We start from the raw sequence: 23,322 nt of genomic DNA, 5'->3' as shown, positions 1-23,322 counted from the left end.
ACGCCGGTGCCGCTGCCTTGGACGCATTCAGGTTACGCAGTTTATCCGAGCCATAGGGATCGGTGATTGCCGCTACAAGCGGGTCGCGGTAAAAGCGGTAGCGCTTTTTCGTATGATCAACAGATGGCCTGTCATAACGCAGCTGAAAGCTGGTTTCTTGGTAGTTCTTTTTATCGAGCGAATAGTCGTAGTCATCAAGATCGTAAGTCACCGGCTGTATCGTCGCCCCGTCCTTGTTCCGGTAGCTCGGCTGAGGAAGATCAAGATATCCGTGGAATTCGCCTAGGGTCCCCTTAGTCAGTGACCGCCCTTTCGACGCGTCAAAGAACGCGGATTCTGCATCCTGCAGAGCGTCGCGTGTTTCGTATCTCAGATCCCTTACTTCTTCGCGCAAATCGTCACGTGCTTCTTCATAGGTTTCTGCGTCCCTGAGTTCATTCTCAAGTGCGCTGAGATCGTCATCATAATTCGGATCTGCGGGATCAAGCGCGGCGATATCGTCAGTAATGTCTTCACTACTGCGGCCATCGTAACTCTCGTTCAGCTCGCGCAGTTCACTGCGCGCCTCATAGAGGTCTCCGCGCAAATCATAATAAGCTTCTGCCGCAGCCTGATAGTTCGCTATTTTGCCGACATTACTGTTGGGTGAAGCATTGCGGAACGCCGGTGCCGCTGCCTTGGACGCATTCAGGTTACGCAGTTTATCCGAGCCATAGGGATCGGTGATTGCCGCTACAAGCGGGTCGCGGTAGCGACGCTTGCCAGGCTTCTTATCGTCATAGCGCTTCTTATTGTAATCTGTGCGAGCAACGGGTCGTGGGGAATATTCAACCGGAGCAACCGAAGCCTTGCGGTAGGTTTTCGTTACCCGGTTCGCGCTGGCCTTTGTTTTTACCCGTGAACGTTTGCCAAATAGCTGCTCGACATCGCGTTTGAATTCTCTTCCAATGCCCGCAAGTGTGGTCCTTTGGACTTTGCCTTTCCGCCCCTTGTTTTTACCCGAGGTATTGGTCGACCGGTGGGACTTTGGCTTTTGTTTCTTGTTAAACCCGAATGCTTTCTCCGCACGTCGTGCTTTGGACTTGGCCTTGCCGAAATCTTTGCTAGCGCTCTTGGCACCCTGACCTTTGCCGTATTTCCCTTTGTCGCTGCCTTTGTCGCCGTCGCTGCCTTTTCCGGACTTTCCATTGCCTTTGTTGCCGTCGTTGCCTTTTCCAGAACTACCCTTGCCTCCGCCGCGACCCTTTCCATTCCCATTACTTTTGTCGTTCTTGGCATACGCCGCATCAGGGGCGAGTACCAAAGTTGCGGTGGCGCCCGATGCCACCACCAGCGCCGTAACGATCAAAACGGATGTCAGAATACTGCGAATTTTAGAATTGGTCATCTCAGCCCCCCAGCCTCAACTCACTCGTTGTATATCATGAATTCGAGAGAGGCGGGGAAATTTGCAGGGATTGTTTCCTGTTGGGTGAATTTAAGGCGCTTGCCGCTGCATGTTTGGCTGATTGTTTCCAAATATTGGCGTGGCCAGAGTTCATTCGACCCTTACCGCGTCAGTTCCCGCATCCCTTGTTCCAGCCCGGCCAAGGTCATCGACACCATGCGATCTTCGAATATCTCGCGGATCATTCCGATCGAATGGGTATATTCCCAATACTTCTCGGGTACTGGGTTGATCCACAAATTTGACGTCCATTGCTCTCTTGCACGATCTAACCACACCTGACCGGATTCAGAGTTCCAATGCTCATTTGCGCCACCGGGATAGGCGATCTCGTACGGGCTCATCGAAGCGTCGCCGACGAAGATACATTTGTAGTCCGGCCCGTATGTGCGCAGTACCTCATGTGTGGGCGTTTGCTGATCCCAGCGGCGGCGGTTGTCGCGCCAAACGCCCTCGTACAGGCAATTGTGGAAGTAATAATATTCCAGATGTTTGAACTCGGTCCGCGCGGCAGAGAACAGTTCTTCCACTACTTTTATGTGCGGGTCCATCGAGCCGCCGACATCCAGAAACAACAGCACCTTGACAGCGTTATGCCGCTCGGGGCGGGTTTTGACGTCAAGATAGCCATGCTCGGCCGTGGCGCGGATTGTGCCATCCAGGTCCAACTCTTCCGCCGCACCTTCGCGCGCCCAGCGGCGCAGGCGTTTCAGCGCGACCTTGATATTGCGAGTGCCGAGTTCAACCGTATCGTCGAGATTCTTGAATTCGCGCTTATCCCAGACTTTGACGGCGCGCTGGTGGCGGCTTTCCTTCTGACCGATGCGCGCGCCTTCGGGATTGTAGCCATAAGCCCCGAAGGGAGAGGTCCCGGCGGTTCCGATCCATTTGTTGCCACCCTGATGACGGCCTTGCTGATCCTTGAGCCGTTCGCGCAGCGTGTCCATCAACTTGTCGAACCCGCCCAGCGCTTCGATCTCGGCCTTTTCTTCATCCGAGAGATGATTTTCAGCCATCTTTGCCAACCATTCGGCCGGGATGTCGACAGCCTCGAGCACCTGATCGAAACTGATCTCGCCCAATCCTTCGAAACTGGCGGCAAAGGCGCGATCGAACTTGTCGATGTTGCGTTCGTCTTTCACCATCGAAACGCGGGCGAGATAGTAGAACGCTTCGACATCGTAAGTGGCGAGGCCCTTCTTCATCCCCTCTAGAAAAGTCAGATATTCGCGTAAGGAAACAGGAATACCAGCTTTTCGAAGGTTCTCAAAAAAGGGCAGGAACATCGCGCTAAACCAGTCGGACCAAGACCAGTGAGATCACGAGCCCGACCAGCGCGAAAGCAATCCCGTAACCGGCCGCGTATTGCGCCATATCCGCACCGCTGCCGTTACGTTTGCGCGCCGTCCTGACGCCCAGCAGAGCGCCCAGAAGAGCCATGCCCAAAACCACTACCATAAGTCTTTATCCGCCCGTGTTTGTGGCGGTGGATTGCGCGATATCCTGAGTTACCGAGCGCGCCACCAAATCCGAGCCAAAGCCGTAACGCGCCCATCCGATACTGTCCAGACGAACGCTGCGTGCCTGATCGATTTGGCCTGACTGACGCAGGGCTTCGGATTTCAGCAACAGCAAGGTCGCGAGCAAGGCCGCATTCTCGGATCGGGTCATGACATCAATTGCATTGTTCAACTCGGGCAACGCGTCCGAGCCCTGACCCTGCGCCAACGCAAACGCGGCGGTCTGCGCTGTGATATGCGCACGCTGCACCTCGGTTCCTGGAGTGGCCCTTAGGTATTGCATGGCGATGTCATATTGTCGTTGCGCCGCTTCGGGGTCGTCGAACTGTCCCATCCGACCCATAAGGTAATGCGGATACGCGCGGCGATGGTCTGTCCAGCCTTGTTGTTGCCCGATCCGAGCAGCCTCTTTTGCAGCGTTGAGACGCTTGGCCGATCCCGCGCCTGCCCCCAGCGCCCGCTGAACTGCGTTGATCCACGCGCGTGGCGTCTCGGATACCGGTTCCGGTGCAACCCGATCGCCGCGCGGGTTCAGACGGCTGAGTACACCGGGCAGAACAGCCGCGACCTGTTCGCGGGTCATGCCGTTCTGCAACTCGGGGGCATACGCCGTGCGCAGGATCAACATGTCGAACCCGGTCAGAACCGTGTGAAAATTGTCGTCATTGAAAACTGAATCCGGCAGGCGGTAGAGGTCGTTCAGCGGCCCCAGCGCCTGTGCCAATTCTTCGTGCAGACAATCGCGGATTTCCTGCGGGCTGGCGTCGTAGGGGATGAAAATTCCGATGCGTTCGCGGCTGCGCAACTCGGTCCAGTTGCTTTTGTTTTTACGCCGGTCGCGACGATATTCTTCCAGGCTGGAAGAGTTTGGCACCACGAAACAGGCTGCTTGTGGCAGGATACGGCGGATTTGCTTTTGGCTGACGGCCTCGATGGTGATATTCGCCTGACCTTCCGGAACTTGCCGTATATCGATCCGCGCCTCGCGTTGCAGCCGGGTCAGCAATCGGCTGAGGTCGGTCTGCATCGTTGGAGGGGGCGTTCCGGTCAGACGCACCGTGATCGGTTCGTCAAACCGGGTGAAGACCGGCAGTTCCGCGCCGCTCTCCAGCGCGAAATGCAGCGACAGAAAATCTGCCGCGATGTTCTTGTTAGAGCGGGCAGGCGGGCTAGGACGGGCGGCTCCGAAGGTCTTGGAGGGGGGCAGAGAAGCTTCGATCATCTTGGTTCGGGTCGGAACCTCGACCCGGTCAACGGTGGTGCAGGCGGACAAAGCCGCCAGCGCAATGGCTGCCCCCAAACGCATCATGGGCGCTGATACTTCAGGAATGGCGACAACTTGCCGATGCGATCATAAAGTTTGCGCGCGGTATGGTTGTTTTCCTGTGTCAACCAATAGACCGAAGGGGCCTCTTGTCGGTCCGCTTCGTCATAGACTGCCTGAATCAGAGCACGGCCAACGCCGGTCCCACGTGCGTCAGGACGGGCATAGAGATCTTGCAGATAACAGACCCTCTCAACCTTCCAAGCGTGGCGGTGAAACAGATAATGCGTCAGCCCGATCAGGCGGTCTTCTGTTTCAGCCACAAAGCAAGAAAAGTCATTCGGATCATCACCTAAGAGGCGCGCAAAGGTACTCTCGAAGGTCGAATCCGGCACCTCAGTTTCATAAAATGCCAGATAATCGCACCACATTTCGGCCCATTGATCCCAGTCGTCTGGGCGCAAAGGGCGTATCGCTGGGGCGGTCGTCATGTGGTGGTTTCCTGCTCTTGTTGCCCGATTGATGCGGGGCTTTCATTGACGCAATGCTGACACCCGTTCGATGCGATGGCAAGCAGTGATCAGCGCTTACTGCGCGCCATAAAGGCCAAACGCTCAAACAGATGCACGTCCTGCTCATTTTTGAGCAGCGCGCCGTGCAATTTCGGCAAGGCATTGGCCCCATCGCGCTTGAGGTCCTCGGCGCTCAGATCCTCGGCCAAAAGCAGTTTCAACCAGTCCAGCACCTCAGAGGTCGAAGGCTTTTTCTTCAACCCCTGCGTTTCGCGGATTTCATAGAACTGGGTCAGCGCGGTGGTCAGCAAGGCGTCCTTGATGCCGGGATGATGCACTTCGACGATGCGACGCATCGTGGCCTCATCCGGAAAGCGGATATAGTGGAAGAAACAACGGCGCAAGAACGCGTCGGGCAGTTCTTTTTCGTTGTTTGACGTGATGATCACGATAGGGCGGTGTTTGGCACGGATGGTTTCGCCGGTCTCATAGACATGGAACTCCATCTTATCGAGTTCCTGCAACAGGTCGTTGGGAAACTCGATATCCGCCTTGTCGATTTCATCGATTAGCAGAACGACCTTTTCATCCGCGTCAAACGCCTGCCACAGCTTGCCCTTGCGGATATAGTTAGACACGTCGTGCACGCGCTCATCACCCAGCTGACTGTCACGCAGGCGGCTGACGGCGTCGTATTCATACAGGCCCTGCTGCGCGCGAGTAGTCGATTTCACATTCCACTCGATCATTGTCAGTCCCAACGCGCCTGCGACCTGTTTTGCAAGCTCGGTTTTGCCTGTTCCGGGCTCTCCCTTGACCAGCAGCGGGCGTTCCAGCGTGACGGCGGCGTTCACGGCAATATTCAGATCGTCAGTGGCAACATACTCTGCGGTGCCTTGAAAACGTGCGGTCATGGGACCCCTCATGTGATGTTCGGGCTGGGCTTGCATTGCTCGGGTTACAGAGCGGCAACATTTTTTACAAGCCGGACCGCAGTGTCGCAAAGCAGAGAATTCATGCCAGTGTCTGGTCCATTCGGGCGATTCGCTTAGGTCAGAATACCTTATGGGTTGAACGTGCCTGAAAATCGCCTTGAGTTAACCACAGAAAAACAAGGTTTTGTTGTTATAAGTCTCAATGTTAGAGCAGGCGGAGTGACGCGGCGGCGGGCGACACGTTTGTGTAGTGACAATCTTAGCGCCGTCAGATAAACGCTCCGCAGAAGGGGGTGCCGAATGTCAGGTAATACTACAGCGACCGACGTTTCAGGCCATACCGAGGGAGCAAATATGAAGCAGGAAGTTTTTCTGCCGGAAGATTATCGCCCGGCCGAAGATGAACCTTTCATGAATGATCGTCAGCTTGAATATTTTCGTCGCAAGCTGATGGATTGGAAGACAGAATTACTCGCAGGCAGCCGTGATACGATCGAAGGTCTGCAAGACAACACCCGTAACATTCCCGATGTCGCCGACCGCGCAAGCGAAGAGACCGACCGCGCGTTGGAACTGCGCACCCGGGATCGTCAGCGCAAGCTGGTGGCAAAGATCGACTCGGCCCTGCGCCGGATTGACGAGGGCGAATACGGGTATTGCGAGAAAACCGGTGATCCGATCTCGCTCAAGCGTCTGGATGCGCGCCCTATCGCGACGATGACGTTGGAGGCGCAAGAGCGTCACGAGCGCCGCGAAAAGGTCCACCGCGACGATTGATCGCTGGATTGATTGGAAAAACATAAACGCCGGGGCCTGTCGCCTCGGCGTTTTTGCGTTATGGCTGAGCCATGAAGATCAACGGTCTTAAATTCGGCGTCATTGGTGGGGGCATCGGCGGCATCGCGTCAGCGCTGGCATTGCGGCGGCGTGGGGCCGAAGTAACTGTTTTTGAGCAGGCAAAAGAACTTACCGAAGTCGGCGCTGGCCTGCAGATCAGCGAAAACGGAATGGTTGTGCTGCGCGCTCTGAACGTTGTGGACGAAACGCCGCAAGCGGGTTTGCGCTCCTACGGAACGCTACTACGCGATTATCGGGCAGGCAGGTCTGTCAGCGAGATACCGGCTCCGTCTGCTGGACCGACCTATTATTATCATCGTGCCGATTTACTGGGATTGCTGCACAAAGCAGCGCTACGTGAGGGTGTCGAGTTTCGATTGGGTACGCGAGTTGCACAAGTAAGAAAACACCCGCCCGAAGCCGAGATTGTCCTGAATGACGGAGTCAGAACCCGCGTCGATTGCGTAATTGCCGCAGATGGCGGGCGAAGCGAAATCCGCAGCAGTCTCAGCGGTCCCGAAACGCCAGAGTTCACGCATCAGGTTGCCTGGCGGGCTACGATCCCCTGGGCGCGCCAAGATCAAAAGCCATGTGCGGTTCTGACTATGGGGCCAGGACGGCACGTCGTAACATATCCATTGCGCGACCATACGATGATGAACGTTGTTGCGATCGAAGAGCGGTCTGATTGGCAGGAAGAAGGCTGGCAACGGCGCGGCGACCCCAATGAATTACGAGCGCGATTTTCAGATTTTGGCGGGCTGGTTGGGGACATTCTCGGGCAAGTTCAGGAAACACATGTCTGGGCATTGTTCCTGAGGCCTGTCGCGGACAGTTGGCAAAACGGGCGTGTTGCTTTGCTGGGGGATGCGGCCCATCCGACGTTGCCGTTTATGGCGCAAGGGGCATGCCTCGCGCTGGAAGACGCGTGGATGTTAGCTCGGTCCTTCGATGAGCAGTCCGGTATCCAGCAAGCGCTTGCCGCTTTTGAAACGCGCCGCAAGCCTCGTACCCGGAAGGTTGTTGCTGCCGCCGGAGCCAATGCCCGCAACTTCCACCTGCGCGGGCCTATGCGTTTGGCTGCGCAGGCTGCATTGATGGCGATCGGCCCGCGATTGGCGCGTAAGTATCAGTGGATCTATGGTTACGACGTGACGGCCTGAGGCCTCACAGATCAAGGTCAACCCAGACCGGCACATGGTCTGATGGTTTTTCATGTCCACGGATCTCGGAATCGATGCGACAATCCCGCATCAGATCAGCTGCTTGAGGGGTCAGCAGAAAGTGGTCGATGCGAATACCGTCATTCTTGTTCCAGGCCCCGGCTTGGTAATCCCAAAATGAATAATTCCCGGGTCCTTGCGTGCAGGCGCGGAACGCTTCGGTGAACCCGAGATTCAGGATTTTCCGAAATGCCGCGCGGCTCTCTGGTCGAAACAGCGCGTCCTCGCGCCACGCGTCAGGCCGCTTTGCATCCTCAGCTTGCGGAATGATATTGTAATCCCCGGCCATAAGCGCAGGTTCTTCCGAAGCCATCAGATCACGTGCCCGATCATATAGACGCTCCATCCAGGCAAGCTTGTAGTCATATTTCGGCCCCGGCACCGGATTACCGTTGGGCAGGTACAGACCGCAGATGCGCAGTGCCTTCTTCCCAATGACAGTCGCCTCGATCCAGCGCGCCTGCTCATCACTGTCGTCACCGGGTAGCCCACGAGATACATCTTCAAGCGGCAGTTTTGAGAGGATCGCGACGCCGTTGAAGCTTTTTTGCCCGTGGGTTTCTACATTATACCCGCGCTCTTCAAACATCTCGCGCGGGAAGTTTTCATCGATGGATTTGATTTCCTGAAGCATCACGACATCTGGTTGTGCCTCATCCAACCAGCGCGGCAGCGCCTCGGCCCGAGCCTTGATCCCGTTAATGTTGAACGTGGCGATTTTCATGCGCGATCCTCCGGTGCCTATGGCAACCTATCGCGCAGAATACACGCGACGGCAAGCTGCTGGACATGTTAGCGAGGCTCTGCCTCGCGCTCCGGGATATTTTTGGCCAGATGAAGAATCGGATCGTTAACCAAAAACGGTGAAATTGATTGAGCGGTACAGGCGGGGACGCCGATGACCGCGCCAGGTGAAGCTCTCTGATTTATGTGATCAGAGAGCGGATCCCTCTTCATCTGGCCAAAAAATATCCTGGGGGAGTGGGGGCAAAGCCCCCACTAGAATTACATCGAAAATGAGGTGCCGCATCCGCAAGAAGATGTGGCGTTGGGATTTTCGATCACAAAACGTGCACCGATCAGTTCCTGCGTGAAATCAATCACCGCGTTTTCCAGAAACGGCAATGAAATTGAATCGACAATGACTTTCTGGCCTTTGCCTTCCAAAACCAAATCATCGTCTTTCGGCTCATCCAGCGCGATTTCGTATTGAAATCCGGAACATCCGCCGCCTTCCACCGCAACCCTCAGGGCTTGCCCCTGATCAGCGGCGCCTATTTCGGCCAGACGATCAAAGGCGCGTTCTGTGACTGTTGGGGGCAGATTCATGCCAATCTCCAAAGGTTTATTTCCTTAGCATCGTACAATATATGAAACCTGAAGACAGGCGACAAGGACAAGACCTTTGGACAGAGCGGGTTTTGCCTCGGATCCAAGCCGCGCACGGGGGCGGCTGGTGCCAGAGGAGGAGAGCAGTTTCCGATCATGCTTTCAGCGCGACCGGGACAGGATCATTCACGCCAGCGCGTTTCGGCGGCTCAAACACAAAACCCAAGTGTTTGTGGAGCATGAGGGCGATAGTTATCGAACCCGTCTGACGCATTCGATTGAAGTGGCGCAGGTGGCACGTACGATCGCTGGTGCTTTGGGTCTGAATGCCGAGTTGACCGAGGCCGTTGCGCTGGCACATGACCTTGGTCATACACCGTTTGGACATACGGGCGAAGATGCCCTGCACGCATTGATGAAGCCCTATGGTGGGTTTGACCACAATGCTCAGGCGATCCGGATCGTGACCAAGCTCGAACGTCATTATGCCGAGTTTGATGGCTGCAACCTGACCTGGGAATGTCTCGAAGGCATCGCCAAGCACAACGGGCCGGTAAAGGGTGAACTCCCGTGGGCCTTGGCTGAATGCAACGCCGGTTTCGATCTTGAGCTTCATACCCACGCCAGCGCCGAAGCGCAGGTAGCGGCATTGTCGGATGACATCGCCTATAACAATCATGATTTGTTGGATGGACTGCGCGCGGGTCTTTTCACCGATGATGAAATACAGCGGTTGCCCATTGTGGGTGACTGCTATGCAGAAGTGGATCGTAAGTATCTGGACATTGATTTCTATCGCCGCAGGCATGAGGCGCTAAGGCGCGTGTTTGGAGTGATGGTTTCAGATGTCATCGACACATCGCGCAGTTTGATCACGCATTCTGGGGCACAGTCGGTCGAGGATATTCGCCATCTTGGATATCCGGTGGTACAGTTCTCGGCTGAACTCTGGGCGCAGCTCAGGGATATCAGGGCGTTTCTTTTCAACCAAATGTACCGCGCGCCCAGTGTGATGAAAGTGCGTACCGAGGTCAGTAAGGTGGTCGAAGACTTGTTCCCGATTTATCTGTCTGACCCAAAGCAAATGCCAAAACGGTGGCACTCGGATATTGAGGCTGCAGACAGTGAAACCGCCTTGGCACGTATCGTGTCGGACTATATTGCCGGGATGACCGATCGGTTCGCGTTACAGGATCATGCGCGGCTGACCTGAGATCATTCGATCGCGATATAGGCGATGGCCCAGACCTGTTGACCGGACTGTTCTTGAGCAAGTTCGGGGTCATCGGTGGGCGGGAAAACGATCATAGTGGGGCCATATCCACCGATCCCCATCGGGGCGCCATCTGCATGGGTTGCGATGATCGGCTGATGTGCGGTGATGCTTTGCCACGGGATTTCTGCCTGATATCCATCCATCGCCATGGGCTTGGCGGTCTTACCCTCAGCACCAGTCATCTGCATGACAGCTGACAGGCGCGGGCCCGAAAATCGAATGTCTCGCTGGTTACCCTCGGGGCCATAAGGGATCGTGATCTCGATTTGCTCCATTGCATCCAGCATTGTGGCGTCGAATCCCGCGGCGCCGCTATGTTCGATCTCAAGGTAGCCCAAAAGCCCGCCATCATTCTCGCCACGCGCAGGAAGGTTGGTCTCGGTCACTGCACCGCCGAGAGTTACCAGCACATGCCCGACAGGCGCGGGCATATCCGCCCAGAGTGAAGAAGCGGTGGTCAGACACAGGACAAAAGGCAGGGCAAGGCGCATAGGGGGACTCCGGTAGATCAGTATGGCGACAGTATCCGGATGCGCGCGTAAACCAAGTGCAAACTTTAGGCGTCCATTGACCTTGGCGCTTTGCGTGGTAAACCGCCGGGCAAGCAAAAGGACATCCGAAATGAACCTGTTTTCCGAGATCCGTGGCCTCGTACTGGACGCGCTGGCACAGATGCAGTCCGAAGGCGCTCTGCCTGAGGGGCTGAGCTTTGACAACGTCGCGGTCGAACCGCCGCGCGATGCCGCACATGGTGACATGGCGACAAACGCGGCGATGGTGCTGGCGAAACCGGCCAAGATGAAGCCGCGCGACATCGCGGATGTGCTTGCCGGAAAGTTGGCGGCGGATGACCGGATCACCAGCGCCGAGGTGGCGGGGCCGGGTTTCCTGAACCTGCGGCTGGCTTTGCCGGTTTGGCAGGGCGTAATGGCAGCGGTGTTGGAGAAGGGCACCGATTATGGCCGGTCGACCATGGGGCAGGGGCAAAAGGTGAATGTTGAGTATGTCTCGGCCAACCCGACAGGCCCGCTGCATGTGGGTCACACGCGGGGCGCAGTGTTTGGCGATGCTTTGGCAAGCCTGCTGGCCTATTCGGGCCACGACGTGACCCGTGAATACTATATCAACGATGGCGGTGCGCAGGTGGATGTGCTGGCCCGGTCGGCCTACGAACGCTATCGTGAGGCCAATGGGCTGAGCCCCGAGATTGCCGAAGGCCTCTATCCAGGTGACTATCTGATCCCGATTGGTGAGGCGATCAAAGAGAAATATGGCGACAGCCTGATCGACAAGCCCGAGGCTGAGTGGCTGGAAGAGCTGCGCGAGTTCTCAACGGACGCGATGATGGACCTGATCCGGGCCGATCTGAAGGCGCTGGGCGTCGAGATGGACGTGTTCTTCTCGGAGAAATCGCTCTACGGCACAGGCCGGATCGAGGCGGCACTTCAGTCTTTGACCGACAAGGGCCTGATCTATGAAGGGGTGTTGGAACCGCCGAAAGGCAAAAAGCCCGAGGATTGGGAGCCGCGCGAGCAGACCCTGTTCAAGTCGACCGAGCATGGGGACGATGTTGACCGTCCGGTGAAGAAATCGGATGGCAGCTGGACCTATTTCGCCCCCGATATCGCTTATCACTATGACAAGGTGACCCGCGGCTTTGATGCGCTGATCGATGTGTTCGGTGCAGACCATGGCGGTTACGTCAAACGGATGAAGGCGGCGGTGTCGGCGCTGTCCGATGGCAAAGTGCCGCTGGACATTAAACTGACCCAGTTGGTGAAGCTGTGGAAGAATGGTGAGCCGTTCAAGATGTCCAAGCGGGCAGGGAACTTTGTCACCCTGCGCGATGTGGTCGATCAGGTCGGGCCGGATGTAACCCGTTTTGTGATGCTGACCCGTAAGAACGACGCGCCGCTGGATTTCGATTTCGATAAAGTGCTGGAACAAAGCCGTGAGAACCCGGTGTTCTACGTGCAATACGCCCATGCCCGCGTCATGAGCGTCCTGCGCCGCGCTGCTGAAGCCGGGATTGCAGCGGATGATGCAACGTTGGCCGCGGCAGATCTTGGCAAGAACGACCACGCCTCGGAACTGACAGTCGCCAAGAAACTGGCAGAATGGCCACGTCTGGTTGAGATCGCTGCGCGGACGAATGAGCCTCACCGAGTCGCCTTCTATCTCTATGAATTGGCAGGAGATTTTCACGCGCTTTGGAATAAGGGCAATGACGAAACCCAGTTGCGCTTTATCCAGGATGGCGATGTTGCCACAAGCCAATCGAAAATCGCACTGGCCCGGGCTGTTTCTGTTGTGATTTCAGCGGGCTTGGGTATTCTTGGCGTTACCCCGGCGCAGGAGATGCGGTAACAAATATCGCCCGAACCGCCGGTCTGAGGCAGACAAGAAATGACCCGCGCGCCACTTTTTACGGCGCAATCGGGCGGTGAGGCGGAAATGGCACGTTACGATTACTCGGGGCAGCACAGCCCCGAGCAGATGCATTACTCGAATCAAGCGCATCCTGAGGATGCGTATGACTATCCCGACGAAAGCTATGGCTATGAAGAAGCCCCGCGTTCTGGCGCAGGGTTGGGTCGTATTGTCAACGTGTTAGGGGCGGTTGCGTCCTTGGCGTTGGTCGCCGGTGTTGGTGTCTGGGGTTACCAGTTGATCATGCGAGACGTTAGCGGCGTGCCGGTTGTCCGTGCTGCAGAAGGGCCGATGCGCGTGCAGCCTGATAATCCCGGCGGTACGCCTGCGGATCATCAGGGGCTGGCGGTGAATGCTGTTGCTGCGGTTGGGACTGCGGCACCTCCGGCAGATCGCCTGATTTTGGCTCCGCGTCCCGTTTCGCTGACTGATGAAGATACGCCGATGGCAGCGCTTGAAGCGACGAATGCCGTGCAAGTAGTTGAAGAGCCTTCCACTGACCAAGCCATCGTAAACGCTTTGGCTGAAGGTCTTGCTGCTGACCCTCAGTCCGATCAGACGTCGCAGGAGGGCGTGCAATTGGCCTCATTGGTCACGCCGGAGGAAGAGCCTGCGATTGATCCTGCTGATTATGCGGCGCAGCAACCAGATCCGAAGATCGCCGCGCTGCCCGGTGTGCGTCGGTCGCTGCGGCCGCAGGTGCGTCCGGCCCGCGCTACGCCCAGCTCCATCACGTCTAACAGCGCCACCGAAGCCGCGATAAACGCAGCCATCAAGGCTGCCGTTGGTCTGGATGTGGACCCGGACACATTGGCCAAAGGGACACGGCTGGCGCAGCTTGGGGCCTATGAAAGCGCCGATGTCGCGCAGGCAGAATGGGCGCGATTGAATGGACGTTTTGGCGAGTATATGGATGGAAAACAGCGCGTTATCCAGAAAACCTCAAGCGGTGGTCGGACCTTTTATCGCTTGCGTGTCATGGGGTTCGATGATCTGAGTGACTCGCGCCAGTTCTGCGCCGCATTGGTTGCGCAGGGTGCCGACTGTATCCCGGTCGCCGTTCGGTGAGATTTGGCGCGGTCATCACCGATGCCGAAGGGCTGCGCCTGACGCCGGATGAGAAAGCTCTGTTCAAAGACATGAACCCGTTCGGGTTCATTTTGTTTGCTCGCAACATCGAAACCGCCGATCAGACCCGCGCACTGTGCGATGATTTCCGCGAGGCCGTTGGTCGAAACTGCCTGATCACCGTGGATCAGGAGGGAGGCCGCGTGCAACGCCTGCGCGCACCCTTGGCACGGGAATGGTTGCCGCCGCTAGACCATGTCGCGTGTGCCGGGGATCAGGCTGAGCGTGCGATGTATCTGCGCTATCGCCTAATCGCGGATGAATTGCTGAATCTGGGCATCGACAGCAACTGCGCACCTATGGTCGACCTGGCTCGCGAAGATACGCACAAGTTTCTGAAAAACAGATGCTATGCCTCTGATCCAGAACAAGTTTCTGCAATCGGCCGGGCCGTTGCAAATGGCCATCTGGATGGCGGCGTGCTGCCGGTTGTGAAACACATGCCGGGCCATGGCCTTTCGACGCTCGACAGTCATCACGACCTGCCTCATGTGGACCTTTCGCTGGAAGCATTGGAAGAGGCCGATTTTGCGCCATTCCGTGCGCTCAACGACTTACCAATGGGGATGACGGCGCATCTGGTCTATGACCAGATTGACCCTCGGCCTGCGACGATTTCCGCCGGGATGATGACCCTTATTCGTGAGCGGATTGGGTTTGATGGTCTGATTATGACCGATGATATCACGATGAAGGCCTTGCAAGGCGCGCCTGACGAATTGGCCCGTCAGGCGCTGGACGCCGGATGCGATGTCGCCTTGCACTGTAATGGTGCATTTGAAGAACGCGTTCAGGTGCTTGAAGCTGCGGGCGAGATGTCGGATGCGGCACAAGCCCGCGCAGATCGGGCGTTAGCCCGACGCCAACCGCCGCGGGAACTTGACATCCAAGCCGCCGAAGCGGAACTATCTGCCCTAATGGGCGGGCAGGTATATGCAGGATAACCTTTTTAGCGAAGACCCGGTCTCGGTCGCGGATCGGCTTGCAGCCGAAGCGCTGATCGTTGACGTCGATGGGTTTGAAGGCCCGCTGGACGTGTTGCTGACCCTGTCACGCACGCAAAAGGTGGATTTGCGCAAAATCTCGGTTCTGGCGCTGGCGCAGCAATATCTGACCTTTGTCGAAAAGGCCCGCCAGTTGCGGATCGAACTGGCAGCCGACTATCTGGTGATGGCCGCTTGGCTAGCCTTTCTAAAATCCCGTCTTTTGCTTCCGCCCGACCCGGATGACGAAGGCCCCTCGGGTGAGGAACTGGCCGCACACCTCGCTTTCCAGTTGGAACGTCTGCAAGCCATGCGCGACGCCGCCGCGCGGCTGATGGCGCGCGACCAGCTAGGCAGGGATTTCTTCAAGCGCGGGCAGGGTGAGGACGTAACCCGCATCCGTACTGTGACCTATTCCGCCACGCTGCTGGACCTGATGCAAGGTTATGCGCGTATCCGCACCCGCGACGAATTCCGCCCCTTCGTCATGGACCGCGATGCCGTCTTTACGATGGAACAGGCGCTGGAACGGATGCGCCCGCTGATTGGTTTTGCCGGTGCCTGGACGGATATGGAGACCTATCTGCCCGACGGTTGGGACGCCGATCCGGTGCGCCGCAGGTCGGCCACGGCGGCGACTTTTGCGGCCTCGCTGGAACTGGTGAAAGAAGGACATATGGAGATCAAGCAAAACGAAAATTTTGCTCCAATCCAATTGCGTAAGAGGACCGAAACCCGTGACTGACGCCCCAGAAGAGACCGGCACCCTGTTCGAAGCGCCGCCCCTGGCTGAACAGGAACGGATGGTCGAGGCCGTTCTTTTTGCGAGCGCCGAACCAGTGACCATCGCTGATCTTGAAGCGCGGATGCCTCACGGCAGCAACGCAGCGCAAGCCGTTGAATTGCTGCAGAAACGATACGAAGGGCGCGGTGTGCGCGTGGTGCGTGTGGGTGAGGCCTGGGCGATCCGCACGGCCCCCGATCTTGGCTTCCTAATGCAGAAGGAAACGGTTGAGACCCGCAAGTTAAGCCGGGCCGCCATCGAAACACTGGCAATCGTGGCCTATCACCAGCCCTGCACGCGTGCGGAGATCGAGGAAATCCGGGGCGTGTCCGTTTCACGCGGAACTATCGATCAGCTGTTGGAGATGGAATGGATCCGGCTGGGCCGCCGCCGTATGACGCCGGGCCGTCCTGTAACCTTTGTGGTGACACCCGAGTTTCTGGATCACTTTGGGCTGGAAAATGCCCGAGATTTGCCCGGCCTAAAAGAGCTGCGTGCGGCGGGGTTGCTGGAAAACAGGCCGCCTCCGGGTGCGGTTCCTCTGGGTGAGGGACCGGATCATGACGAAGACGAAGATCAGACCGAGCTGTTCGAGGAAGAGTGATCGAACAGCCCTTTTGTTGCCGCAGAGCGCGCCTATTGTAGGAGCGCAGGAAACGGAGTTGAGCCAATGAATGCCAATCGGATCATAGACATGATCGTGCGACAGGTCATGCGCCGCCTGGTGAACCACGGTGTGGACAAGGGGATTGATATGGCGAGCCGGGTCGGTCGCAAGCCGGGTCAGCCTGAAACCCGAACTGGCCCCGAAGCAGACCGCCAAATGCGCGATACTGCGACGCGCCAAAAACAAAGCGCCAAGCAAATGAAGCAGGTAACCCGGCAGATGCGCCGGTTCATGAAGTTCTGAAACTCAGCTCACAGGCTTGAAATGTTTGGATAGTTTCAGGCCCTGACCCTGATAGTTCGAAGCAATACCAGCGCCATACAGTTGCGTCGGCATCTCGGCCATCTTCTCGTAAACCAAGCGCCCGACCACTTGCCCGTGTTCCAACACAAATGGCGCTTCGTGGCAGCGCACTTCCAGCACGCCGCGTGATCCTGCGCCTCCAGCTTCGGCATGACCGAAACCGGGGTCGAAGAACCCGGCATAGTGCACCCGGAACTCGCCCACCATTGCAAGATAGGGGGCCATCTCGGCGGCATACATCGGCGGGATATGCACTGCCTCACGGCTAACGAGAATATAGAACGCTCCGGGATCAAGGATGATGCGCCCATCCTTGGTGCGCACCTCTTCCCAGTATTCTTGCGGGTCGTATTCACCGATCCGATCCAGATCGATCACCCCGGTGTGGGGTTTGGCGCGATAGCCGACCAGATCAGTATCGGGCAGCTGCAGATCAACTGAAAATCCCAGTCCATCCTGAATGACGGCTGGCCCGTCGACCAAGGGGGTTTGCTCATGTAGCGTAGTCAGCTCGGCATCGCTGAGGACCGCTTGACCTTTGCGGAACCTGATCTGGTTCAGTCGCATACCGGGGCGCACCAGAACCGAGAACGATCGCGGGCAAATCTCTGCATAGAGCGGGCCAGTATAGCCTGCCGGCACCCGATCAAACTCCGTTCCGCCATCGGTTATGGTGCGGGTCAGCAGGTCCAGTCGCCCGGTCGAGCTTTTGGCATTTGCAACGGCGCTCACATCATCGGGCAGGGCGAGCGATTCCATCAGTGGCACAAGATAGACGCAACCTTTTTCCAGAACGGCCCCGTCGGTGATGTTGATTCGGTGCATCTCGAATTCAGTCAAACGTTCCGCGACAGTACGACCTTCTCCCGCCAGAAACGATGCGCGCACCCGGTAAGCAACTGTTCCTAAACGCAGATCAAGGCTGGCCGGTTGGACCTGAGCGGGGATGACATCGGGGCTGGCCGTGATCTCACCACGTGCGATCATCGCTTCCAGTTGCTGGTTCGGGCAAACACCTGTCATCTCGATCCCCTCTGCTGCCAGAGCGGGATCTGGCCTATGTGCCACAAACGTCGGTGTGATTTGGTCGGGCTAGCAGGACTCGAACCTGCGACCTTCCGTCCCCCAGACGGACGCGCTACCAGGCTGCGCCATAGCCCGACGTTGAGGTGTTCATAAAGACTTTCCCGGCGGGGGCAAGAGGAAATCATCGCCTTTTTTGCTATCCCACCGTGTGGTGTTCGACGCGATCCAGCCACCTGCGCAGGTCCTTGGCGATGGGTGCAATCTGGTGCAACAGCTCATCGTCATATTCGTCACGATTCCATGCCAGTGAGGCAATGCCGCCCATCAGCGGGGCTGCATCCAGCTCGGCCGGTATCGGCTTGGGTTCGGGGGCAGCGACAGGTTTCGGTACCTCTGGGGCAGGAGATTGGGCGGGCACGCCCAGATCCATATCGATCTGGTTTGCGGATGGTTCTGGCGTTGCGGCGAACGGCACCTCGGTGTCGTCGATACTGGGCGCAGGAGCATTTTCATCCAGACTGGGCGATAGCGACGCAACATGCGCGACGCCCTGTTCCCGAAGGATGCGCTGAACGCCTTTGATGGTTATACCATCCTCGTGCAGCAGCTTCTTGATACCGCCCAGCAGACGCATGTCATTGGGGCGATAATATCGCCGCCCACCGGCACGTTTTACGGGTTTGACCTGCGTGAACCGGCTTTCCCAAAAGCGCAGGACATGCGCCTGAACTCCGAGCCAGTCCGCAACTTCACTGATGGTGCGAAAGGCATCGGGGGACTTACTCATAACCTTGACGTCCTGAACTTACTTTCGGTTCCCGGCTGCAACGCGATCCTTCATCAGGTGCGATGGGCGGAAGGTCAGCACGCGGCGCGGCTGGATTGGAACCTCTTCACCAGTTTTGGGGTTGCGACCGATACGGGCGGTTTTGTCCCGAACGCTGAAAGTACCGAAAGACGAGATCTTAACCTGCTCGCCACGCACCAGCGCGTCGGACATATGGTTCAGAACGCTTTCGACCAGTTGCGCACTTTCGTTGCGTGACAGGCCAACCTCACGAAAGACGGCCTCGCTCAGATCCATTCGGGTCAGTGTTTTGTCGCCCATGCTTTTTCCCCTGTTGATGATAAAGCATATGGCGATGCGAAATTCGCTGTCAATATCAATGAATTGCAGGCGGCTTTGTAAGCCGGTTTGTGCCGGTCACCAGCGCAGGGCAACTGCACCCCATGCCAGGCCCCCGCCAATTGCTTCGGTCACGATCAGATCGCCCTGTTTGATCTGGCCGTTTTGTTTGCCTACGGACAGGGCCAGGGGGATGGACGCGGCAGAGGTGTTTCCATGGTCCTGTACAGTGACAACGACATTCTCCATCGGCAGGCCCATTTTCTTGGCAGTGCCCTGAATAATACGGATATTGGCCTGATGTGGCACAATCCAGTCGACATCGTCACTGGTCAAGCCCGCACGCTCCAGTGCGACTTCGGCGGTTTTGGCCAGTTTCTCGACAGCATGACGGAAGACCTGATTGCCTTGCATCCGCAGATGGCCGGTGGATTGCGTCGACACTCCGCCATCAACATAGAGCAGGTCTTTATATCGACCGTCCGAGTTCAGATCGGTGGACAGTATCCCACGATCGTCCGAGGTGCCTTGTCCCTCTTGTTCTTCCAGAACCAACGCGCCCGCGCCATCGCCAAATAGCACACAGGTCGACCGGTCGGTCCAATCCATGATTCGCGAAAAGGTCTCGGCCCCGATCACCAGCACGCGCTTAGCTTGGCCCGACAGGATCAGCGCATTGGCGTTGCTCAACGCAAAAACGAATCCGGCGCAGACGGCCTGAACGTCAAAAGCAAAGCCTTTGGTCATGCCTAAACGGGCCTGGACCATGGTGGCCGCCGACGGAAAGGTCAGATCAGCGGTCGAGGTTGCCAGCACAATCGCGTCGATGTCATCAGCGGTGAGCCCGGCATCTGCCAATGCAGCTTCGGCTGCTTTGGTGGCCAGATCGGATGTCGTTTCATCCTCGGCTGCAAAATGCCGCCGTTCGATTCCGGACCGCGTTTGAATCCATTCGTCCGTGGTATCCAGCGTTTTTTCGAACTCGGCATTCGGTACAACGCGTTCTGGCAAATAATGCCCGACACCTACAACAACTGAGCGGCCTGCCATGCTGGGGTACTGCCTTTTTTGTTATTATTCCGATTGAGACACGGAATGCGCCGCATCTTGTGCAAGTGCGGCTGTTGATGCAACCCGTGCCGCCAATTTTTCGGCGAAACCGGATTCAGCCAATGTGAAAGCCAGCTTGACCGCAGCGGAAACACCGGTTGCGTCCGCTCCGCCATGGGATTTCACTACGGTTCCATTGAGCCCGAGGAACACGCCGCCATTGACGCGGCGCGGGTCGATCCGCTTTTTCAGACGGTTTAACGAAGTGATCGCAAGGATCGAGGCCAGACGAGATAGCGGAGAGTATTTGAACGCCTCGCGTAACAAATCCCCGATCAAGTTTGCGGTACCTTCACCGGTTTTGATGGCGACATTGCCAGTAAAGCCGTCGGTTACGATCACATCGGCTTTGTCACCGGGGATATCGCTGCCTTCGACAAAGCCTACGAATTCGAAATTCGCCTGATCAGCAAAGTCCGAAATCATCGCATGGGCTTCTTTCAGCTCGGCGCGGCCCTTGTGTTCTTCGGTGCCGACATTCAGCAACCCGATCCGAGGACGGCTGAGCGCCATACCATTGCGCGCGTAGGACGCGCCCATCAAAGCGTATTGCAGCAGGTCCTTGGCGTCGGCGCGCACATCCGCGCCCACATCCAGCATCACGTTGAACCCGTGGGGGTTACGTGACGGCCACAGAATCGCGATGGCAGGGCGGTTCACGCCGGGCAGCTTACGCAGCCGCAGCATCGACATCGCCATCAGTGCACCGGTGTTGCCACAGGATACCGCGCCGTGCGCTTCGCCTGCGCGCACCGCTTCCAGCGCCGACCACATCGATGTGTTCTTGCCGCTGCGCACAACTTGGCTGGGCTTGTCTTCCATCGTGACGACGTCAGGGCAATCACGAAAAACGACGCGCCCATCAAGGACACGCCGTTTGGCAACCAGCTTGCGCAATTCCTGTTCCTGACCGTGCAGGATGAACCCGATCTTGGGGTTCTTGTCCGCAGATTTGGCAATACCCGCCACAACGACGGCAGGGCCCGAATCTCCGCCCATAGCGTCAACCGAGATGATAATCCGTCCGGTTTGCGTAGGCTGATCCGTCATGCCTTGGCCTGCGTCCAATCAGGCTTAGGCCGCGTCTTCGTCCAGGTCGATTTCGTCGGCCTGAGCGATGACTTCACGATCATCATAGTGGCCGCAGGACGGGCAAACGTGATGCGGGCGACGCAGTTCACCGCAGTTCGGGCATTCGTTCGGGTTTGCAGCAACCAGAGCGTCGTGTGCGCGGCGGTTGTTGCGACGCGACTTGGAAACTTTGTTCTGTTGGACGGCCATGGTCTCAACCTTTGTCTGATATGGGCCCGCAGATTCGCTGCCGGCCGGGTTACGTTCTTTGTTTTCTCGTGGTTTGACGCGCGTTTAAGGGGCTTGCCCCGCAATGTCCAACCCAAAATCCAATGAGCGCGCGAAAATACTGCGATTCTCGTCATGTTCAAGCGGTTTTTCTGACGGCTTGCTATGACAGGAAATCCTATGCCTGTCACTCGTCTTTTTTCATTGCATCCCGCAGCCCGGCCAGCCCTGCGAAGGGTTTCACATCCTCATCAGTCAGCGCCTGTTTTCCCGGTTCGGTATAGTCTGCCTGATCCAGTTCAGCGCCGTCCTTGCGCGGATATTGGGGCAGGGCCAATGAAAGGGCCTCGATCATGATTGGCGCGGGATCAATTTCCGGTCCAAGCGGTTCGGTCTCGTCACCTTCGGGGATCTCGAACTCTGGCTCGTCCGGATCGCTCCAATCAGCCAGATAAATGCGACTCACCGGGACATCAATGCGCGTAGTTACCGGCTCAAGCGTGACAACACAGGGTTGGATCACCGTCGCACCCAGTTTTCCGTTTAGCGCCCAGTCACGCTTGCCTTGTGCCTGCAGTTCGCCAACAAAGCTCAGTTTGCGCAACCCCAGCAAGCCCAACTCGTTTTTGATCGCGTCCAACGCCTCGCCGGTAGGGCGCAGTTCAAACGGGGTCGGAGCGTTCTGCGGCAGATCGGCGACCCGCAAAGATGTCTGGTTGCTCATTCGTGAGGTTTCCTGTGTTGAACCGGAGCCTTGGTTTCTGTAATCGGATAGGGTCCGCAAGGGGCCAAGGCAAGAGGGTGTGCATGTTGAAAGGTCTGAACAGGTTTAAGCCGGCGTCCAAAACGCTAGTATTTATGGCCTGTCTGGTGGTCGCTGGCGCATGTTCACCGATCTTCAAGAATCATGGCTACATCCCGCCGCCAGAGGATCTGGCCAAAATCCAGGTCGGTGTCGACACGCGTGACAGCGTTGAGGAAGCCATCGGCGCACCCACAGCATCGGGCGTCGTGCGGGATTCGGGGTATTACTACGTTGCCTCGCGCGTCCGTCATTATGGGCCGAAACGCCCCGAGGTCGTTTCACGCGAACTGGTCGCGATCAGCTTCGATCAACGCGGCGTTGTGCGGAATATCGAAAGGTTCGGTCTCGAAGATGGCTACGTCATCACGCTGGATCGCCGCGTGACCGATTCCAACGTTGAAGACAAAGGCTTCTTGCGTCAGCTGCTTGGCAATATCGGCAACTTCAACCCCGCGAATATTCCAGGTGCAAGCAACTAACGCGCTTAAACATCTTGCAGTGGTCACAGGACAGTCACACATTCTGTTGTAGTGACCGGTCAGCAACCGCAGGAGGATGCGACCATGGCTGTTTTGTTGAACAAGGGCCGCTATCGGGCTCGCTTGGCAGAGTCTCGGCAAGATGTGGCGGCTGCGCAAGCCTTGCGAACCCTCGCCTTTGGTACAGACGGTCTGGATAGTGATGCCTTCGATGACCGCTGCAGCCACGTATTAATCGAAGATATGAAAGTCGGCGCTGCTTTGGTCTGCTGTTTTCGTATGCTGACAATGCAAGCTGGCACGGAAATCGGGCGCAGCTACTCGGCCCAGTTCTATGATCTGTCCGCGCTGCGTGATTTTGCCGGACCGATGGTTGAGATGGGCCGGTTCTGTATCCACCCGCACTACAATGATCCAGACATCCTGCGGGTCGCCTGGGGGGCGATGACAGCATATGTCGATCAGAACGACGTTAAGATGCTGTTTGGATGTTCGTCCTTTGCTGGAACCGAAACCGCTGACTATCTGGATGCGTTCGCCATGCTCAAACACCGGCATCTTGCGCCAAAGCGCTGGCTGCCGCGGGTAAAGGCGCCCGATGTTTTTCGATTTGCCGCGCGTTTGCGTCGACGCCCCAATGTAAAACAGGCGATGCTGCGGATGCCGCCCTTGCTGCGCACCTATCTGATGATGGGCGGCTGGGTCAGTGATCACGCAGTGGTCGACCGGCATATGAACACGCTGCACGTCTTCACCGGTCTTGAGATCGAAGCGATTCCCGACGAACGCAAACGCCTCTTGCGCGCGGTTGCCGGGTAGAACGCGGCTTATGGGCGTTG

At 57.3% G+C, this 23,322-nt stretch carries 27 protein-coding genes and 1 tRNA gene; 11 read left to right on the top strand and 17 right to left on the bottom strand.

Features of this window, described 5'->3' with window-relative positions; translation table 11 throughout:
- The 6 genes from ACR0B3_RS04460 to ACR0B3_RS04435 all read right to left on the bottom strand — a co-directional run.
- On the bottom strand, window positions 1–1,348 hold a 1,348-nt coding region (locus ACR0B3_RS04460), incomplete at its 3' end, for a hypothetical protein (RefSeq protein WP_480807997.1).
- Between the two features lie 200 nt (window positions 1,349–1,548).
- Window positions 1,549–2,733 (bottom strand): vWA domain-containing protein, encoded by a 1,185-nt coding sequence (locus ACR0B3_RS04455; RefSeq protein ID WP_480807996.1) that lies wholly within the window; start codon window positions 2,731–2,733, stop codon window positions 1,549–1,551.
- A 4-nt stretch (window positions 2,734–2,737) separates the two neighbouring features.
- Complete coding sequence (locus tag ACR0B3_RS04450) at window positions 2,738–2,905, bottom strand: hypothetical protein (protein ID WP_170746954.1); 168 nt, start codon at window positions 2,903–2,905, stop codon at window positions 2,738–2,740.
- 6 nt (window positions 2,906–2,911) lie between these two features.
- Window positions 2,912–4,276 carry a DUF2927 domain-containing protein gene (locus tag ACR0B3_RS04445; RefSeq protein WP_480807995.1) on the bottom strand — a complete coding sequence of 455 codons (1,365 nt, stop codon included), beginning with the start codon at window positions 4,274–4,276 and terminating at the stop codon, window positions 2,912–2,914.
- Complete coding sequence (locus ACR0B3_RS04440; RefSeq protein WP_170718541.1) at window positions 4,273–4,722, bottom strand: GNAT family N-acetyltransferase; 450 nt, start codon at window positions 4,720–4,722, stop codon at window positions 4,273–4,275. Before ACR0B3_RS04440 ends, ACR0B3_RS04445 begins: the two co-directional genes overlap by 4 nt.
- 89 nt (window positions 4,723–4,811) lie before the next feature.
- The gene (locus tag ACR0B3_RS04435) at window positions 4,812–5,657 is read right to left on the bottom strand and encodes an AAA family ATPase (RefSeq protein ID WP_170718544.1); all 846 of its coding nucleotides are present in this window, start codon (window positions 5,655–5,657) and stop codon (window positions 4,812–4,814) included.
- A 375-nt stretch (window positions 5,658–6,032) separates the two neighbouring features.
- On the opposite strand from ACR0B3_RS04435, the gene dksA reads away from it, so the two are divergent.
- On the top strand, window positions 6,033–6,455 hold the full coding sequence (gene dksA, locus ACR0B3_RS04430; RefSeq protein ID WP_039537084.1) for an RNA polymerase-binding protein DksA: 423 nt from the start codon (window positions 6,033–6,035) through the stop codon (window positions 6,453–6,455).
- Window positions 6,456–6,526: 71 nt separating this feature from the next.
- A complete protein-coding gene (locus ACR0B3_RS04425; RefSeq protein WP_480807994.1) occupies window positions 6,527–7,678 on the top strand; it encodes an FAD-dependent monooxygenase in 1,152 nt (383 codons plus the stop codon).
- Window positions 7,679–7,682: 4 nt separating this feature from the next.
- Here ACR0B3_RS04425 and xth read toward each other — a convergent pair whose 3' ends face one another.
- Window positions 7,683–8,462, bottom strand: a complete 780-nt coding sequence (gene xth, locus ACR0B3_RS04420; protein WP_480807993.1) for an exodeoxyribonuclease III — start codon at window positions 8,460–8,462, stop codon at window positions 7,683–7,685.
- A gap of 281 nt (window positions 8,463–8,743) precedes the next feature.
- The gene (locus ACR0B3_RS04415) at window positions 8,744–9,067 is read right to left on the bottom strand and encodes a HesB/IscA family protein (protein WP_170348987.1); all 324 of its coding nucleotides are present in this window, start codon (window positions 9,065–9,067) and stop codon (window positions 8,744–8,746) included.
- Window positions 9,068–9,143: 76 nt separating this feature from the next.
- Between ACR0B3_RS04415 and ACR0B3_RS04410 the strand changes: the two genes are divergently transcribed.
- Window positions 9,144–10,280 carry a deoxyguanosinetriphosphate triphosphohydrolase gene (locus tag ACR0B3_RS04410; protein ID WP_480807992.1) on the top strand — a complete coding sequence of 379 codons (1,137 nt, stop codon included), beginning with the start codon at window positions 9,144–9,146 and terminating at the stop codon, window positions 10,278–10,280.
- Between the two features lie 2 nt (window positions 10,281–10,282).
- Here the strand turns inward: ACR0B3_RS04410 and ACR0B3_RS04405 are convergent, their stop codons facing one another.
- Window positions 10,283–10,834, bottom strand: coding sequence for a putative pterin-binding protein (locus ACR0B3_RS04405; RefSeq protein WP_480807991.1), 552 nt, complete (start codon window positions 10,832–10,834; stop codon window positions 10,283–10,285).
- 130 nt (window positions 10,835–10,964) lie between these two features.
- On the opposite strand from ACR0B3_RS04405, the gene argS reads away from it, so the two are divergent.
- From argS to ACR0B3_RS04375, 6 genes are all read left to right on the top strand, one after another.
- Window positions 10,965–12,710, top strand: coding sequence for an arginine--tRNA ligase (gene argS, locus ACR0B3_RS04400; protein WP_480807990.1), 1,746 nt, complete (start codon window positions 10,965–10,967; stop codon window positions 12,708–12,710).
- Between the two features lie 39 nt (window positions 12,711–12,749).
- Window positions 12,750–13,841 carry an SPOR domain-containing protein gene (locus tag ACR0B3_RS04395; RefSeq protein WP_480807989.1) on the top strand — a complete coding sequence of 364 codons (1,092 nt, stop codon included), beginning with the start codon at window positions 12,750–12,752 and terminating at the stop codon, window positions 13,839–13,841.
- A complete protein-coding gene (nagZ, locus tag ACR0B3_RS04390) occupies window positions 13,838–14,845 on the top strand; it encodes a beta-N-acetylhexosaminidase (protein ID WP_480807988.1) in 1,008 nt (335 codons plus the stop codon). Before ACR0B3_RS04395 ends, nagZ begins: the two co-directional genes overlap by 4 nt.
- Entirely contained in the window at window positions 14,835–15,629 is a 795-nt protein-coding gene (locus tag ACR0B3_RS04385) for a segregation and condensation protein A (protein WP_480807987.1), read from the top strand. The genes nagZ and ACR0B3_RS04385 overlap by 11 nt, the downstream gene beginning before the upstream one ends.
- A complete protein-coding gene (gene scpB, locus ACR0B3_RS04380) occupies window positions 15,622–16,272 on the top strand; it encodes an SMC-Scp complex subunit ScpB (protein ID WP_480807986.1) in 651 nt (216 codons plus the stop codon). Before ACR0B3_RS04385 ends, scpB begins: the two co-directional genes overlap by 8 nt.
- A gap of 66 nt (window positions 16,273–16,338) precedes the next feature.
- The gene (locus ACR0B3_RS04375) at window positions 16,339–16,578 is read left to right on the top strand and encodes a hypothetical protein (protein WP_170683559.1); all 240 of its coding nucleotides are present in this window, start codon (window positions 16,339–16,341) and stop codon (window positions 16,576–16,578) included.
- A gap of 3 nt (window positions 16,579–16,581) precedes the next feature.
- Here the strand turns inward: ACR0B3_RS04375 and ACR0B3_RS04370 are convergent, their stop codons facing one another.
- From ACR0B3_RS04370 to ACR0B3_RS04335, 8 genes are all read right to left on the bottom strand, one after another.
- Window positions 16,582–17,661 (bottom strand): 2'-deoxycytidine 5'-triphosphate deaminase, encoded by a 1,080-nt coding sequence (locus ACR0B3_RS04370; RefSeq protein ID WP_480807985.1) that lies wholly within the window; start codon window positions 17,659–17,661, stop codon window positions 16,582–16,584.
- Between the two features lie 61 nt (window positions 17,662–17,722).
- Window positions 17,723–17,799: transfer RNA gene (locus ACR0B3_RS04365), tRNA-Pro, on the bottom strand.
- Window positions 17,800–17,860: 61 nt separating this feature from the next.
- Window positions 17,861–18,451, bottom strand: a complete 591-nt coding sequence (locus ACR0B3_RS04360) for a MerR family transcriptional regulator (RefSeq protein ID WP_480807984.1) — start codon at window positions 18,449–18,451, stop codon at window positions 17,861–17,863.
- 18 nt (window positions 18,452–18,469) lie between these two features.
- Window positions 18,470–18,772 carry an integration host factor subunit alpha gene (gene ihfA, locus ACR0B3_RS04355; protein WP_008755922.1) on the bottom strand — a complete coding sequence of 101 codons (303 nt, stop codon included), beginning with the start codon at window positions 18,770–18,772 and terminating at the stop codon, window positions 18,470–18,472.
- Window positions 18,773–18,868: 96 nt separating this feature from the next.
- Complete coding sequence (locus ACR0B3_RS04350; RefSeq protein ID WP_480807983.1) at window positions 18,869–19,840, bottom strand: beta-ketoacyl-ACP synthase III; 972 nt, start codon at window positions 19,838–19,840, stop codon at window positions 18,869–18,871.
- 24 nt (window positions 19,841–19,864) lie between these two features.
- Entirely contained in the window at window positions 19,865–20,950 is a 1,086-nt protein-coding gene (gene plsX / locus ACR0B3_RS04345; protein WP_010440567.1) for a phosphate acyltransferase PlsX, read from the bottom strand.
- Window positions 20,951–20,974: 24 nt separating this feature from the next.
- Window positions 20,975–21,181, bottom strand: a complete 207-nt coding sequence (gene rpmF, locus ACR0B3_RS04340; protein ID WP_170683564.1) for a 50S ribosomal protein L32 — start codon at window positions 21,179–21,181, stop codon at window positions 20,975–20,977.
- A gap of 205 nt (window positions 21,182–21,386) precedes the next feature.
- Window positions 21,387–21,923: a YceD family protein gene (locus ACR0B3_RS04335; protein ID WP_480807982.1), complete on the bottom strand. Its 537-nt coding sequence runs from the start codon at window positions 21,921–21,923 to the stop codon at window positions 21,387–21,389.
- 83 nt (window positions 21,924–22,006) lie between these two features.
- On the opposite strand from ACR0B3_RS04335, the gene ACR0B3_RS04330 reads away from it, so the two are divergent.
- Both ACR0B3_RS04330 and ACR0B3_RS04325 read left to right on the top strand, forming a co-directional pair.
- Complete coding sequence (locus ACR0B3_RS04330) at window positions 22,007–22,483, top strand: outer membrane protein assembly factor BamE (protein ID WP_170683566.1); 477 nt, start codon at window positions 22,007–22,009, stop codon at window positions 22,481–22,483.
- A gap of 84 nt (window positions 22,484–22,567) precedes the next feature.
- A complete protein-coding gene (locus tag ACR0B3_RS04325; RefSeq protein ID WP_480807981.1) occupies window positions 22,568–23,302 on the top strand; it encodes a GNAT family N-acetyltransferase in 735 nt (244 codons plus the stop codon).
- Window positions 23,303–23,322 lie beyond the last annotated feature (20 nt).

The sequence above is a fragment of the Ruegeria sp. CE9 genome (assembly GCF_056537425.1).
Note: the sequence above shows the minus strand (reverse complement) of the source record. Positions and strands in the feature narration are given on the sequence as shown.

What these genes read in the sequence shown, in the direction of transcription:
- ACR0B3_RS04370 (WP_480807985.1), bottom strand. Translation starts at nt 17,661, where the DNA reads ATGACAGGTGTTTGCCCGAACCAGCAACTGGAAGCGATGATCGCACGT.
- argS (WP_480807990.1), top strand. Translation starts at nt 10,965, where the DNA reads ATGAACCTGTTTTCCGAGATCCGTGGCCTCGTACTGGACGCGCTGGCA.
- ACR0B3_RS04330 (WP_170683566.1), top strand. Translation starts at nt 22,007, where the DNA reads ATGTTGAAAGGTCTGAACAGGTTTAAGCCGGCGTCCAAAACGCTAGTA.
- ACR0B3_RS04395 (WP_480807989.1), top strand. Translation starts at nt 12,750, where the DNA reads ATGACCCGCGCGCCACTTTTTACGGCGCAATCGGGCGGTGAGGCGGAA.
- ACR0B3_RS04415 (WP_170348987.1), bottom strand. Translation starts at nt 9,067, where the DNA reads ATGAATCTGCCCCCAACAGTCACAGAACGCGCCTTTGATCGTCTGGCC.
- rpmF (WP_170683564.1), bottom strand. Translation starts at nt 21,181, where the DNA reads ATGGCCGTCCAACAGAACAAAGTTTCCAAGTCGCGTCGCAACAACCGC.
- ACR0B3_RS04450 (WP_170746954.1), bottom strand. Translation starts at nt 2,905, where the DNA reads ATGGTAGTGGTTTTGGGCATGGCTCTTCTGGGCGCTCTGCTGGGCGTC.
- ACR0B3_RS04360 (WP_480807984.1), bottom strand. Translation starts at nt 18,451, where the DNA reads ATGAGTAAGTCCCCCGATGCCTTTCGCACCATCAGTGAAGTTGCGGAC.
- ACR0B3_RS04335 (WP_480807982.1), bottom strand. Translation starts at nt 21,923, where the DNA reads ATGAGCAACCAGACATCTTTGCGGGTCGCCGATCTGCCGCAGAACGCT.
- ACR0B3_RS04440 (WP_170718541.1), bottom strand. Translation starts at nt 4,722, where the DNA reads ATGACGACCGCCCCAGCGATACGCCCTTTGCGCCCAGACGACTGGGAT.
- ACR0B3_RS04455 (WP_480807996.1), bottom strand. Translation starts at nt 2,733, where the DNA reads ATGTTCCTGCCCTTTTTTGAGAACCTTCGAAAAGCTGGTATTCCTGTT.
- ACR0B3_RS04405 (WP_480807991.1), bottom strand. Translation starts at nt 10,834, where the DNA reads ATGCGCCTTGCCCTGCCTTTTGTCCTGTGTCTGACCACCGCTTCTTCA.
- dksA (WP_039537084.1), top strand. Translation starts at nt 6,033, where the DNA reads ATGAAGCAGGAAGTTTTTCTGCCGGAAGATTATCGCCCGGCCGAAGAT.
- ACR0B3_RS04445 (WP_480807995.1), bottom strand. Translation starts at nt 4,276, where the DNA reads ATGATGCGTTTGGGGGCAGCCATTGCGCTGGCGGCTTTGTCCGCCTGC.
- ACR0B3_RS04375 (WP_170683559.1), top strand. Translation starts at nt 16,339, where the DNA reads ATGAATGCCAATCGGATCATAGACATGATCGTGCGACAGGTCATGCGC.
- ACR0B3_RS04350 (WP_480807983.1), bottom strand. Translation starts at nt 19,840, where the DNA reads ATGGCAGGCCGCTCAGTTGTTGTAGGTGTCGGGCATTATTTGCCAGAA.
- ACR0B3_RS04385 (WP_480807987.1), top strand. Translation starts at nt 14,835, where the DNA reads ATGCAGGATAACCTTTTTAGCGAAGACCCGGTCTCGGTCGCGGATCGG.
- ACR0B3_RS04325 (WP_480807981.1), top strand. Translation starts at nt 22,568, where the DNA reads ATGGCTGTTTTGTTGAACAAGGGCCGCTATCGGGCTCGCTTGGCAGAG.
- ihfA (WP_008755922.1), bottom strand. Translation starts at nt 18,772, where the DNA reads ATGGGCGACAAAACACTGACCCGAATGGATCTGAGCGAGGCCGTCTTT.
- xth (WP_480807993.1), bottom strand. Translation starts at nt 8,462, where the DNA reads ATGAAAATCGCCACGTTCAACATTAACGGGATCAAGGCTCGGGCCGAG.
- plsX (WP_010440567.1), bottom strand. Translation starts at nt 20,950, where the DNA reads ATGACGGATCAGCCTACGCAAACCGGACGGATTATCATCTCGGTTGAC.
- ACR0B3_RS04435 (WP_170718544.1), bottom strand. Translation starts at nt 5,657, where the DNA reads ATGACCGCACGTTTTCAAGGCACCGCAGAGTATGTTGCCACTGACGAT.
- ACR0B3_RS04425 (WP_480807994.1), top strand. Translation starts at nt 6,527, where the DNA reads ATGAAGATCAACGGTCTTAAATTCGGCGTCATTGGTGGGGGCATCGGC.